At 75.9% G+C, this 12252-nt stretch carries 10 protein-coding genes and 4 pseudogenes; 11 read left to right on the forward strand and 3 right to left on the reverse strand.

The window, feature by feature from the left end; translation table 11 throughout:
* Position 1: 1 nt before the first annotated feature.
* The 9 genes and pseudogenes from ACGFZ2_RS24370 to ACGFZ2_RS24410 all read left to right on the forward strand — a co-directional run bounded on the left by ACGFZ2_RS24370 (position 2) and on the right by ACGFZ2_RS24410 (position 5014).
* Positions 2–1249, forward strand: coding sequence for an SRPBCC family protein (locus ACGFZ2_RS24370; RefSeq protein ID WP_393457187.1), 1248 nt, complete (start codon positions 2–4; stop codon positions 1247–1249).
* A 35-nt stretch (positions 1250–1284) separates the two neighbouring features.
* Positions 1285–1461: pseudogene (gene gvpJ / locus ACGFZ2_RS24375) on the forward strand (gas vesicle protein GvpJ); the annotation flags it as partial.
* A 241-nt stretch (positions 1462–1702) separates the two neighbouring features.
* Positions 1703–2458 carry a GvpL/GvpF family gas vesicle protein gene (locus tag ACGFZ2_RS24380; protein WP_393457190.1) on the forward strand — a complete coding sequence of 252 codons (756 nt, stop codon included), beginning with the start codon at positions 1703–1705 and terminating at the stop codon, positions 2456–2458.
* 3 nt (positions 2459–2461) lie between these two features.
* Positions 2462–2800: a gas vesicle protein GvpG gene (locus ACGFZ2_RS24385; RefSeq protein ID WP_393457193.1), complete on the forward strand. Its 339-nt coding sequence runs from the start codon at positions 2462–2464 to the stop codon at positions 2798–2800.
* On the forward strand, positions 2760–3116 hold the full coding sequence (locus ACGFZ2_RS24390; RefSeq protein ID WP_393264614.1) for a gas vesicle protein: 357 nt from the start codon (positions 2760–2762) through the stop codon (positions 3114–3116). Before ACGFZ2_RS24385 ends, ACGFZ2_RS24390 begins: the two co-directional genes overlap by 41 nt.
* Positions 3117–3162: 46 nt before the next feature.
* Positions 3163–3315 (forward strand): annotated as a pseudogene (gvpJ, locus tag ACGFZ2_RS24395) (gas vesicle protein GvpJ); the annotation flags it as partial.
* 154 nt (positions 3316–3469) lie between these two features.
* Positions 3470–4309, forward strand: a complete 840-nt coding sequence (locus ACGFZ2_RS24400) for a GvpL/GvpF family gas vesicle protein (protein WP_393457195.1) — start codon at positions 3470–3472, stop codon at positions 4307–4309.
* A 43-nt stretch (positions 4310–4352) separates the two neighbouring features.
* Positions 4353–4607, forward strand: coding sequence for a gas vesicle protein (locus tag ACGFZ2_RS24405; RefSeq protein WP_393457198.1), 255 nt, complete (start codon positions 4353–4355; stop codon positions 4605–4607).
* The gene (locus tag ACGFZ2_RS24410) at positions 4604–5014 is read left to right on the forward strand and encodes a gas vesicle protein K (RefSeq protein WP_393264621.1); all 411 of its coding nucleotides are present in this window, start codon (positions 4604–4606) and stop codon (positions 5012–5014) included. Before ACGFZ2_RS24405 ends, ACGFZ2_RS24410 begins: the two co-directional genes overlap by 4 nt.
* A gap of 33 nt (positions 5015–5047) precedes the next feature.
* Here the strand turns inward: ACGFZ2_RS24410 and ACGFZ2_RS24415 are convergent.
* The 3 genes and pseudogenes from ACGFZ2_RS24415 to ACGFZ2_RS24425 form a co-directional block, all read right to left on the reverse strand.
* A pseudogene (locus tag ACGFZ2_RS24415) lies at positions 5048–6763 on the reverse strand (AAA family ATPase); the annotation flags it as partial.
* 111 nt (positions 6764–6874) lie between these two features.
* Positions 6875–7462: pseudogene (locus tag ACGFZ2_RS24420) on the reverse strand (ATPase); the annotation flags it as partial.
* Between the two features lie 88 nt (positions 7463–7550).
* Positions 7551–8105 (reverse strand): hypothetical protein, encoded by a 555-nt coding sequence (locus ACGFZ2_RS24425; RefSeq protein ID WP_393457462.1) that lies wholly within the window; start codon positions 8103–8105, stop codon positions 7551–7553.
* A 407-nt stretch (positions 8106–8512) separates the two neighbouring features.
* Here ACGFZ2_RS24425 and ACGFZ2_RS24430 point away from each other — a divergent pair, with 407 nt between their 5' ends.
* Positions 8513–11377 carry an alpha/beta fold hydrolase gene (locus tag ACGFZ2_RS24430; RefSeq protein WP_393457201.1) on the forward strand — a complete coding sequence of 955 codons (2865 nt, stop codon included), beginning with the start codon at positions 8513–8515 and terminating at the stop codon, positions 11375–11377.
* The gene (locus tag ACGFZ2_RS24435; RefSeq protein WP_393457204.1) at positions 11374–12249 is read left to right on the forward strand and encodes an ABC transporter permease; all 876 of its coding nucleotides are present in this window, start codon (positions 11374–11376) and stop codon (positions 12247–12249) included. Before ACGFZ2_RS24430 ends, ACGFZ2_RS24435 begins: the two co-directional genes overlap by 4 nt.
* Positions 12250–12252: the final 3 nt, after the last annotated feature.

The raw sequence follows: 12252 nt of genomic DNA on the forward strand, positions 1-12252 counted from the left end.
GGTGGGCACGACGAATCCCGGCGCCCTCGGCGACAAGGTCCGGGGCCAGCTCGCCGGCGAGGCGCGGAACCTGGCGAGCGCCATCGGCGAACGCGCCGTGCAGGTGGTGACGGAGCGGATCACCGGCGCGACCGGACGCCTCAGCGACTACGCGAAGCAGGGCGGTGGCCCCGGCCTGATCGCCGCCGCGACGGGCGCGCAGAAGCTCGCCGAGGGCGGGTCGCCGGTGAAGGCGTTGGTCCATGCCGGACTGGCCGGCGGTAAGGAGAAGGTGATGTCGGCGCTCGGCAAGGGCGGCAAGGGCGGCAAGGGCGGCGGGAAGAAGCTCAAGGTCACCAACATCGTGGAGGCGATCGAGGTCGGTGTGCCCGTCCGGGTCGCGTACAACCAGTGGACCCAGTTCGGCGACTTCCCGAGCTTCATGAAGAAGGTCGAGAACGTCGACACCGAGGCGGACGAGAAGCTGACCTGGAAGGCGCAGGTCTTCTGGTCGCACCGCACCTGGGAGTCGACCATCGTCCGGCAGATCCCCGACAAGCTGATCCACTGGCGTTCGAAGGGCGAGAAGGGCTCGGTCGACGGCACGGTCAGCTTCCACGAGCTGTCGTCCGACCTGACCCGCATCCTGGTCGTGCTGGAGTACCACCCGCAGGGGCTCTTCGAGCACACCGGCAACCTGTGGCGCGCGCAGGGCCGCCGCGTCCGGCTGGAGCTGAAGCACTTCGTCCGGCACGTGATGACGCAGACCGTCCTCGACCCGGACTCCGTGCAGGGCTGGCGGGGCGAGATCGAGGACGGGCAGGTGGTCACGGACCACGAGACCGCCCTGCGCGAGGAGCGCGACCGGCAGGAGCAGGCCGAGCGGGAACAGGCCGAGCGGGAGGAGCGCGGGCGGCGGCGACCGGAGCGCGAGCGCGGCCGGGGCGAGCCCGAACCGGAGCCGGAGGAGGAGGTCGAGGAGGAGCCGCGCGCGGAGCGCCGGCCCGTCGAGCGTGGCCGCCGTCGGCCGCCGCTGCGGCGCCGTCCCGCCGAGGAGGAGTACGAGGACGAGTACGACGAGGGCGACTACGGCGAGTACGAGGAGGAGCCGGAGGAGGAACAGGCGCCGCCGCGTCGCCGCGCCCCGGAGCGGGCCCGGCGCCCGCAGCCGCGCGAGGAGCCGCTGCCCCGCGAGGAGGCCCGGCCGCGACGCGCCCCGGAGGCGCCCCGCCGGCCCGTGGTCCGCCGTCGACGGGAGGAGCGGGAGTGACGATCGCAACGAGTGACGATCAGGCCGGCGGCGCGCTGGAGCGCGGCGGAGCGGGTTCCAGCCTGGCCGACGTCGTCGAGACGGTCCTGGACAAGGGCGTGGTGATCGACGCGCAGGTGTCGGTCGCCGTGGTCGGCATCCAGTTGCTGGAGATCAACGCCCGGATCGTCATCGCCAGCGTGGAGACGTACCTGCGCTTCGCCGAGGCGGTCGACCGGTTCGACATCACGCCGAAGGGTCAGAAGGGGCTGCCCGACCTGGTCGAGGGTGCTTCCGGGGCGGTCGGCGCCCGCAAGGCGGCGTCCGGGATCGGCAAGACCGTCGGCGCGATCGGCGGTGCGGTCCGGGACGCCGTCGGCGAACTCGGCTCCGACGACCGCGACCGTGACCGCGACCGCGACCGGGATCGCGACCTCGACCGACCCCGGCGGCGCCGGGACGAGGAGCGTTGAGATGGCCGAGGAGACCGGACTGTTCATCTACGGCATCGTGCCCTCCGACGTGGAGCCGACCCCGGACGCCCCCGGGATCGGCGACCCGCCCGGGAAGGTGGCCGCGATCCGGCACGGTGAGCTGGCCGCGCTGGTCAGCGAGGTGAGCCTGACCGAGCCGATCGGCCGGCCGGCGGACCTGACCGCGTACCAGGAACTCGTGGACGGCACGGCGGCCGTGGCCCCGGTGCTGCCGGTGCGTTTCGGCACGGTCGTCACCGGCCCCGACGCGGTGGCCGACCTGCTGGAGGCGCACCACGAACGGTTCGCCGCGGCCCTCGACGAGTTCGAGGGGCGGATCCAGTACGTCGTGCACGGCCGCTACCACGAGCCGGAGCTGATCGCGGAGATCCTGGCGGAGAACCCGGCCGCGGCCGAGCTGGCCGACCAGGTGCGCGGGCAGCCGGAGGCGGCCACCCGGCCGCAGCGGATCCGGCTCGGCGAGATCATCAGCCAGGCGGTGGAGCTGCGCCGCGAGGCGGAGAACCGGCAGCTCGTCGACGCTCTCGGCCCGCTCGTCGTGGCGAGCGCGCCGCGACCGCCGAGCAACGAGTTGGACGCGGCGAACGCCGCCTTCCTGGTCGAACGGGACCGGGAGGACGAGTTCGTCGCGGCCGTCGAGGAGTACGCCGAGCAGCGCCGGGAGTTGCTCCACACGCGCCTGCTCGGCCCGCTCGCCCCGTACGACTTCGTCAGCGCCCACCAGTTGGTGGAGTGACCGGTGGACATTCTCTGGACGCTGCTGACCCTGCCGTACGCGCCGGTGCGGGGGGTGACCGCCGTGGTCAAGGTGATCGCCCGGGAGGCGGAGTCGCGGCAGCGCAACCCGGTCGACGTCCGGCGCGAGCTGGAGGCGCTGGACGCGGCGGAGGCCGCCGGGGAGATCACCGCCGCGGAGCGGGACCGGGGGCAGCAGCAGGTGCTGGAGCGGCTGACCGGCGGCACCCGCCCCCGCCGACGGGCCGGCGCGGAACGGGCGCGGCGGGTGCCGCGCGACGGCGGCGAGGGAGGTGAGCGGCATGGCGGACCGGATCCGCGGCGACGGCGGTCGGGCGCGTAGGAACGAGCCGGACGACCGGTACGACGACCGGTACGACGACGAGGAGGAGTACCTCGAACCGATCTCGGCCGCCGAGGCCGCCCGCGAGGGGATGCGGCAGATCGTCGAGCTGACCGGCCGGGACCCGGTGGGGACCACCTCGCTGAAGTCGGTGCGGGACGGCTGGCTGGTCGGGGTGGAGGTGATCGAGGACCGCCGGATCCCCGCCTCCACCGACCTGCTCGGCCTCTACGAGGTGGAGCTGGACCTGGAGGGCGGCCTGCTCGGCTACCGGCGGGTGCGGCGCTACCAGCGCGGGAAGGGCGAGGTGGGCTGAGATGACCGTGCAACCGCCACCGGTGGTGCAGAACTCCGGCCAGGTCCTGCCGGCCGGGCACGAGCCGGCCAACCTCGGCGACATCCTGGAACGGGTGCTCGACCGGGGCATCGTGATCGCCGGCGACATCCGGGTCAGCCTGCTCGACATCGAGCTGCTGACGCTCAAGCTCCGGCTGGTCATCGCCTCCGTCGACACGGCACGGCAGATCGGCATCGACTGGTGGGAACACGACCCGTGGCTCAGCTCGCGGGCGAGGCCGCCGGTCGAGCCCGGCCCGCGGGACCCGGAGCAGGTGGAGGCGGAGCGCCGCCCCCGGGTCGCCCGGCGGGCCGCCCGGAGGGAGGAGTGGGATGAGATCGACGGCTGACCTCGCGTCCGCCGGCCCGGCGGCGCACCTGGACGCCGGGGTGTGGCTGCACGGCGTGACGCGGGAGGCGGACCGGGCCCTGCTCGCCGCGACCGCCGGGATGGACGGCGCGCCGGTACGCGCGGTGCCGGCCGCCGGGCTGGTCGCCGTGGTCAGCACCGCGCCGCTGACCGAGTACGGCGAGGAGGCGCTGCGCCGCAACCTGGAGGACCTGGCCTGGCTGGAGCGCGCCGCCCGGGCGCACCACGCGGTGGTGGCCGCGCTGTCCCGGGCGGGCGCGGTGGTGCCCGCCCGGCTGGCCACCGTGCACCACGACGACGCCCGGGTGGCGGGCCAGCTCGCCGCCCGGCGGACCGAGCTGACCGCCCTGCTCGACCGGCTCGCCGGCCGGGACGAGTGGGGCGTCAAGGGCTACGTCGTGCCCGGCGCGACGCCCCGGGCGGCGGAGCCCGGGGGGTCGGGCGGGGCCGGGGCGGCGTACCTGCGGCGGCGCCGGGCCCAGCTCACCGCCCGGGAGGAGGGGCAGCGGATCGCCGCCGACGCCGCCGCCGCCGTGCACGCGGCCCTCGCCGGGCACGCGGTGGCCGCCCGGCGGCACCCACCGCAGGACCGCCGGCTCTCCGGCGCGCCCACCGCCATGGTGCTCAACGGGGCGTACCTGGTCGGGCAGGAGGCGCTCGCCGCCTTCAGCCGGCTGGTCGACACGCTCGCCGGGCGGCACCCGGAGATCCGGTTGGAGCTGACCGGGCCGTGGCCGCCGTACTCCTTCGCCGAGGAGCGACCGCCCGAGCCCCCGCTGACCGTGCGGGAGCCGGCGTGCTGACCGCCCGCCGCGCCGACGCGCCGACCGCCCGGGGGCCGGCGTGGTGACCACCTCGCTCGCGCCGAGCAGCGCCGACGACCCGCTGGCCTACCGGCCGGTGGCGCTGGTGGACCTGCTGGACCGGGTCCTCGCCACCGGCGTGGTGATCAGCGGCGACATCACCATCGCCATCGCCGACGTCGACCTGGTCCGGATCTCCCTGCGCGCCCTGGTCGCCTCCGTCGGCGCGCTCGCCCCGCCGGAGCTGCGGGACGCTGCCGTGCCCGGGGCCGCCTCGTCACCAGGGGCACCGGCATGACCGCCCCGGACGGCGGCCCGAACGCCCCGGGCGGCATCACCGCCTCAGGTGCCGGGACCCGCCGGGACGAGGCCGCCGAACTGGCCGCCGCGCTCGGGGACACCCGGTGGCAGCCGCCCCGGGTGACCCCGCTGGACCGCCGGCTCGCGGTCGACCGGGACTCCGTCGAGCGGGGGCTGGCCAGCCTCGTGCTCACCGTGATCGAGCTGCTGCGGCAGCTCATGGAGCGGCAGGCGCTGCGCCGCGTCGACCTCGGCGACCTCACCGAGGAGCAGGTCGAGCGGATCGGCACGACGCTGATGGCGCTGGAGGAGCAGATGACGGGGCTGCGCGAGTACTTCGGCCTGGCCCCCGAGGACCTCAACCTCGACCTGGGCCCGCTCGGCCCCCTGCTGCCCACCGACTGACCGGCGGCCGGCCCGGGAAGACCGCGCCCGTGGTCAGCTGGCGCGCTTCTCGGCGTACGCCGCGAGCCACGCGACCTGGGCCGGGTCCAGGGACGGGCGGACCCGGGAGCGGGCCGTCGCCACGTGCGCGGCGGTGACCGTGGAGGCGGTCAGCGACTCCCGCATGGCAGCCAGCGCCGCCTCCCGTACCAGTGCGGCGCAGTCCGCCGCCGAGAAGCCGTCCAGCTCCGCGCCCAGCGCCGCCAGGTCCACCTCCGGCGCCAGCGGCACGTTCCGCGACGCGGCGCGCAGGATCTCCGCCCGCGCCGGCCCGTCCGGCGGCGGCACGTAGACCAGCCGTTCCAGCCGCCCGGGTCGCAGCAGCGCCGGGTCCACCAGGTCGGGCCGGTTCGTCGCGCCGACCACCACCACGTTGCGCAGCGCCTCCACCCCGTCCAGCTCGGTGAGCAGCGCGGCGACCACGCGGTCGGTCGTACCGCCGTCGCTGGCCTGGCCACGCACCGGCGCGAGCGCGTCCACCTCGTCGAGGAAGACCAGCGTGGGCGCGGCCTCGCGGGCCCGGCGGAACAGCTCGCGGACGGCGCGCTCGCTCTCGCCCACCCACTTCGACAGCAGCTCCGCGCCCTTGACCGAGAGCACGTTCGCCCGGCCCGACCCGGCCAGCGCGGTGACCAGGTAGGTCTTGCCGCAGCCCGGGGGGCCGTAGAGGAGCACCCCGCGTGGTGGCTGCACGCCGAGCCGGGCGAAGGTGTCCGGGTAGGTCAGCGGCCAGAGCACCGACTCGGTCAGCGTCTCCTTGACCTCCGTCAGGTCGCCCACGTCGTCGAGGGTCACCGAGGCCAGCTCCAGGGTGGACGCCGCCATGGAGGTCGGCCGGACCACCTCCAGGGCGGCGGTGAAGTCGGTCATCGCGACCGTCGGCGTCTCGGCCGACTTCTGCCGCAGCGCGGCGCGCACCCCGGCCTCGCGCACCAGCGCGGCCAGGTCGGCGGCGACGAAGCCGGGGGTACGCCCGGCGACCTCGTCGAGCCGCACGTCCTCGGCGAGCGGGACCTGCCGGGTCAGCACGGTCAACTGTTCCCGGCGCAGCGCCGGGTCCGGCAGCGGGACGCCGATCCGCAGCGAGAGCAGGTCCGGGGCGCGCAGCGCCGGGTCGACGGCCTCGGGCCGGCCGGTGGTGCAGACCACCGCCGCGCCGGACCGGACGGTCTCGGCGACCACCTGGCGGAACACGGTGGCCAGCGGTCCCGGCCCGTCGGCCGGGGCGAGCGCCTCCACGTCGGTGACCAGCAGCACCGCGGGGCCGCCCGTCTGCGTCTCGGCCGCGGCCGCGCGCAGCCGGTCGGCGGCGGCCTGGTTGGTCAGCGCGGCCAACTCGGGTGCCCAGAGCGGGCAGACCCGGGCCCCGACCCGGGCGGCCACCGCGCGCACCAGCGCCGCCTTGCCGGAGCCGGCCGGCCCGGCGACTAGTACGCCCAGCGAGACGGTGGTGCCCAGCCGGCCGAGCACCTCGCGGTGGTGGAAGCCGAGGTCGAGCAGCTCGGTCAACTCCTCGGCCTGGGACCGCAGCCCGGGCAGCTCGTCCACCGACGGCACGGCCTCCTCGTCCGTCTTCGTGGCGCCGTCGCCCGCGCCGGCCCGGCTCGTGACGTCCGCGGTCGCCGGTTCACGCCGGGCCCGGTGCGTGCCGGCGGCCGGGCCGCCGGTGTCCAGGTCGGCCGCGCCGACGTGCGCCGGGCGGGGCCCGCCCCCCGGCGCGCTGCCGGCGCCGGCGGCCCGGCCGGAGCCCGCCAGGCCGGCGGCCTGACCGGACCCGCCCGCCGTGCCGGCGGCCCGGGCGACCGGCGAGCCCGCCGTGCCGGCGGAGCCGTGGGTCGCCGGGCCGTGTTCCCAGCCGACGACGGTGTCCATGGTGACCAGGGAGCCGGTGCCGGGCTCGGCGGCGACCACCGTGAGCAGGGTGCTGGTCCAGGCGTAGCCGACGCTGTTGGAGAGGCTGCGTCGGGCGGCCTCCATCAGGCTGCGTACCGAGGCGTCGGGCAGGACGTCCTGCGGCAGCAGCGACACGTCGTCCCCGGTCGTCACCACCTTGCCGAGCAGGGCCAGCCGGAGCATCTCGGGGGAGACCACGGCGGCGACCGGCGCCGGCCCGGCGATGACCACGCGGCGGGCCGCGGTGACCGGGAGGGGGCTCACGGTCACCTGGCCGCCGTCGCGGACGCCGAGGTTGCCCAGCATCAGGTCGTCGGCGTGGAGCAGGGCGGTGCTTGCGGTCGGATCGGCCGCGACGATCCCGGCGGTCACCCGCCGGCCGGCCAGGCGCACCGGGTCGCCCGGGCGCAGCGCCAGCGCGGTGAGCACCTCCGGATGCAGCCGGACGATGCCCCGTCGGGCGTCCAGCGCGGCCGGCCGCAGGCTCGCGGTCAGGGTCAGGTCGGGTTCCGCCACCGCCCGACCCTAGCTCCCGATGTCATCCGGCACCCGTCGTGCTTCGAGCCAGGCAGCCCTGCACCGCGCTCCCCACACGACGCGCTGCCTACCCGCCGGAACCGTCGTCGAGCAGGGACGGGTCGCCGCGGAGCAGTTCGGTCAGCCGCGCCGCCGGGTCGGCGCTCGGCCCCTCCCGGCCGGGCGTCCAGGCCGGCGGCGTCCTGCCCGACGTCGGCCCCGCTGGCGGCGGCGGTACGGCGGGCGTCTCAGCGCCGACCGTCACGCCCGTGCCGGTCCAGGCGATCCGCAGCGGGTACGCCTTCCGGTCGTGCTCGACCCGAATGGTGACGGCCATGCCGGGGTGGCCCACCACCACCCGGCGGACCGCGTCGGCGACCTCCGCCACCGGGTCGCGGGGCTCGCCGGCCCGCCGGGCGTCGCCCCAGCCGGGCCCGGCGTTGCGGGTCTCGCCCCGGCCGTCGGCGAGCTGCTCCGAGTGCGACGTGCGGACCCGGGCGCGGGCCCGGGCCACCCCGTCCGGCACTGCCGGCGGTGCGGCGGCCTCCCCGTCCGCCGCCCCGCCCTGGTCGGCGGCCCGCCGGCGCAGCGCCTCCTCGCGCCGGGCCAACCGGGCCAGTGTCTCGTCCAGTCCACCTCTCATCACGACCGCCCCCTTCACGTGAACGGGTCGAACCCCCCGGCCGACCCCGGTCTTCCTCCCCGGGTGGCCCGATCGGGCATCGACCGTGGAGTCCCGTGCATCGGACCGGAAACTAACCGAACAGCGAGGGGTGGTCCGGCCGTCGAACGGTCAGCTTTCCGTCATGAGGTGCCAGGTGACCGTTCGTCCCGACACCGGCCACGCTGGGTGCCGTTCGGGAGAGTGGCATGGATGGATCGGAGGGGATTTCTCACCGAAAATCGGAATTCACGTGATCCGAATCCGTCTCTCCGGGAGGGTCGGGGACCTGCGGCGGTCGCACCGGTCCGGCCGCCGATCGGACCAACCGGACGGCCGTACGGAGGATCTCAGCCAACGCTCAGGGTTCGGGCCGTACCGTGTGCCGCATGAGATCGCCGTCGTCGGCCGCGTGGATCCGGCGTGCCCTGCCCACCCGCCGGCGCGCGGTCGCCGCGGCGGCGGCCGTGGTGCTGCTCGCCGCCGCCGTGACCTGGGCGGTGGTCCCGCAGGGGCCGGACGTCCGCGCCGAGTCGGCGATGCTGACCGTCCGCTCCGGACCGGCCGGCGACCAGCCCGTCGACCTGGACACCACGTTCTACCTGCCGGAGGGCGCCTCGGCGGCGAGGCGGGTGCCGGCGGTGCTGCTGGCGCACGGCTTCGGCGGCACCAAGGAGTCCGTCCGCGCCGACGCCGAGGAGTTCGCCGGGCGCGGCTACGCCGTGCTCACCTGGACGGCGCGCGGCTTCGGCCGCAGCGGCGGGCAGATCCACCTGGACCACCCGGACTACGAGGTCCGGGACGCCCAGCGCCTGCTGGACTGGCTCGCCGCCCGCCCCGAGATCCGCACCGACGCCACGGGCGACCCGAAGGTCGGCGTGGTCGGCGGCTCGTACGGCGGCGGCCTGGCGCTCCTCCTCGCGGCACAGGACCAGCGCGTCGACGCGATCGTCCCGATGATCACCTGGCACGACCTGTCCCGCTCCTTCCTGCCCGAGAGCACCGGCAAGCAGCCCACCGAGGGCGTCTTCAAGTCCGGCTGGGCCGGCCTCTTCTTTGGCGGCGGCGGCAACGTCGGCTCCGGGCCGGCGGGGCTCTCCGGGGCCGGCGCCACCGAGCCCGAGGGGGCGCCCGCCTCCGCCGGCCCGCCCAGCCCGGGGCCGGGCGCCGGCCCGGGAACCGGTCCGGGGCGGGCGCCGGCCCGGGCCGCCGACCCGTCGTGCGGCCGGTTCGCCGCCGACATCTGCGCCGCGTACCTGCGGATCGCCACCACCGGCCGGGCCGACCAGGCCGCCGTGGACCTGCTGCGCCGGTCCAGCCCGGCCGGCGTGCTGGACCGCATCAAGGCGCCGACCCTGCTGGTGCAGGGCGCGGCGGACACCCTCTTCCCGCTCGGCGAGGCGGACGCCAATGCGCGCGGCATCGCCGCCGCCGGCACGCCCGTGCGGGTGGCCTGGTTCACCGGCGGGCACGACGGCGGCGAGGGCCCGCGGACCGACTCGGACCGGGTGAAGTTCCTGACCGTGCAGTGGCTCGACCACTACGTCAAGGGTGAGGGCGAGGCCCCGGGGGCCGACTTCACCTGGTCCCGCATCGCCGGCTTCGACGCCCTCGACCGGGGCCTGGTGGCCACCGGCTACCGCACCGCCGACTACCCGGGCGTCGCCGGCACGGCCCGCCGCGACGTTCCGGTGGCCGGCCCGGCCCAGCCGGTCGCCAACCCGCCGGCCGGTAACCCCGCCGCCATCTCCTCGGTGCCCTTCGCCGGCGAGTTGTCGTCCCTGCTCGGCGGCGTCGCCGGGGACATCCCCGGCCAGCACGCCCGGTTCGAGTCGGAGCCGCTGACCGAGGCGGTGGACGTGGTGGGCGCGCCGACCGTGGACATCCGGGCGGCGTCGCCGACCGGCGAGGCGGTGCTCTTCGTCAAGCTCTACGACGTCGAACCCAACGGCGCGGCCACCCTGCCCAACGGCCTGGTCGCCCCGGTCCGGCTCACCGGCCTGCCGCGCGAGATCGAGGCGGCGCAGCCGGTCACCGTCACGCTGCCGGCGATCGTCCGTCGCGTCGAGGCGGGACACCGGCTGCGCGTCGTGGTGGCGACCTCCGACCAGGCGTACGCCACGCCGGTCGAGCCCACCGTCCACACCGTCGCGGCCGGCGGCGCGGTCGGCCTGCCGACCGTCGCCGGCGAGCCGATCCCCACCGCCGCCACGGTGTGGCGCTGGGTGCTGGTCGGGCTGGTCGCCGCGATCGCGGTCGGGCTCGTCGCGGTCGTGACCGTGGCGCGGCGCCGACACCGCCGCCAGGACAGCTCCGTCCACCCGGCGTACGCGGGCGTCCCGCTCGCCGTGCGGCAGCTCCGCAAGGAGTACGCGGACGGCTTCGTCGCCGTCTCCAACGTGGACTTCGAGGTGCACCCCGGCCAGGTCGTCGGCCTGCTCGGCCCCAACGGCGCCGGCAAGACCACCACGCTGCGGGTGCTGATGGGGCTGACCCAGCCCACGGCCGGCGAGATCTACGTCTTCGGGCACCGGCTGGTACCCGGCTCGCCGGTGCTGTCCAGGATCGGCGCGCTGGTCGAGGGGCCGGGATTCCTGCCGCACCTGTCCGGCCTGGAGAACCTGAGGGCGTACTGGCGGGCCACCGGGCGGCCGGCCGAGGACGCGCACTTCGACGAGGCCCTGGAGATCGCCGGCCTGGGCGACTCCGTGCACCGCAGGATCAAGAACTACAGCCACGGCATGAAGCAGCGCCTCGCCATCGCGCAGGCCATGCTGGGCCTGCCCGAGCTGCTGGTGCTCGACGAGCCGACCGACGGGCTCGACCCGCCGCAGATCGCGGAGATGCGCCGGGTGCTCCAGCGCTACGCCACCGACGGCCGCGCGGTGCTGGTCTCCAGCCACCTGCTCGCCGAGGTGGAGCAGACCTGCACGCACGCGGTGGTGGTGAACAAGGGCCGCATCGTCGCCTCGGGCCCGGTCGAGGAGATCGTGGGCGAGTCGCCCAGCGTGCTCTTCGACGTGACCGACCCAGCGGCCGCCCGCGCGGTGCTGGACGGCCTGCACGGGGTGCGGGTGCTTCCCGACGGCGAGGGCCAGCTCGTGGTGGACACCAACGGGACCGCCCGCAGCGAGGTGGTCGCCGAGCTGGTCCGGGCCGGCATCGGGGTGGACCGGGTGGTGCCGCGGCGCCGCCTGGAGGACGCGTTCCTCGCCCTGGTCGGTGAGAACTCTCGGGGAAGCGGGGACCGATGATGGCGGGGACGTCACCCACGGTGGGCGCGGCGGCGGGTTACCGGCCGTCGGCCACCCTGCCGTTCGGCGCCGAATTCCGGCGGCAGGCATCCCGGCGGCGTACGCAGCTCGCGCTCGGGTTCATGGTGCTGCTGCCGCTGATCATCCTGATCGCCTTCCAGTTCGACACGGGCGACGACGACGACAACGGGCGCGGGGAGTTCGGCAGCCTGGTCGAGTTCGCCACCTCGGGCGGGCTGAATTTCACCCTGTTCACCATCTTCGTCTCGGCGTCGTTCCTGCTGGTCGTGGTGGTGGCGCTGTTCTGCGGCGACACGGTGGCCAGCGAGGCGAGCTGGGGCAGCCTGCGCTACCTGCTAGCGGTGCCGGTGCCCCGGGCCCGGCTGCTGACGGTGAAGCTGCTGGTCGCGCTCGTCTACTCGGCGCTGGCGCTGGCGCTGCTCGCCGGCACGGCCCTGCTGATCGGCACGCTGCGCTACGGGTGGGAGCCGCTGCGCAGCACCGTCGCCGCCCAGCTCGAACCGGGGGAGGGACTGCTGCGGCTGCTGGGCGTGCTCGGCTACCTGGCCGTCGTACTCCTGGTGGTGGCCGGCCTGGCGTTCCTGCTGTCGGTGGTCACGGACGCCGCGCTCGGCGCGGTCGGCGGCGCGGTGCTGCTCTGGATCCTCTCCAGCATCCTCGACCAGATCACCGCGCTCGGCGCGCTGCGCGCGTTCCTGCCGACCCACTACGCCAACGCCTGGCTGGGGCTGCTGTCGACGCCGGTGCAGACCGACGACGTGGTACGCGGCGCGATCTCCGCGATCAGCTACGCGACGCTGTTCTGGGGCCTCGCCTTCTGGCGCTTCACCCGCAAGGACGTCACCAGCTGAGGC

It is taken from the genome of Micromonospora sp. NPDC048063, from assembly GCF_043202855.1.
In the GTDB taxonomy this organism is placed as follows: Bacteria; Actinomycetota; Actinomycetes; order Mycobacteriales; family Micromonosporaceae; genus Micromonospora.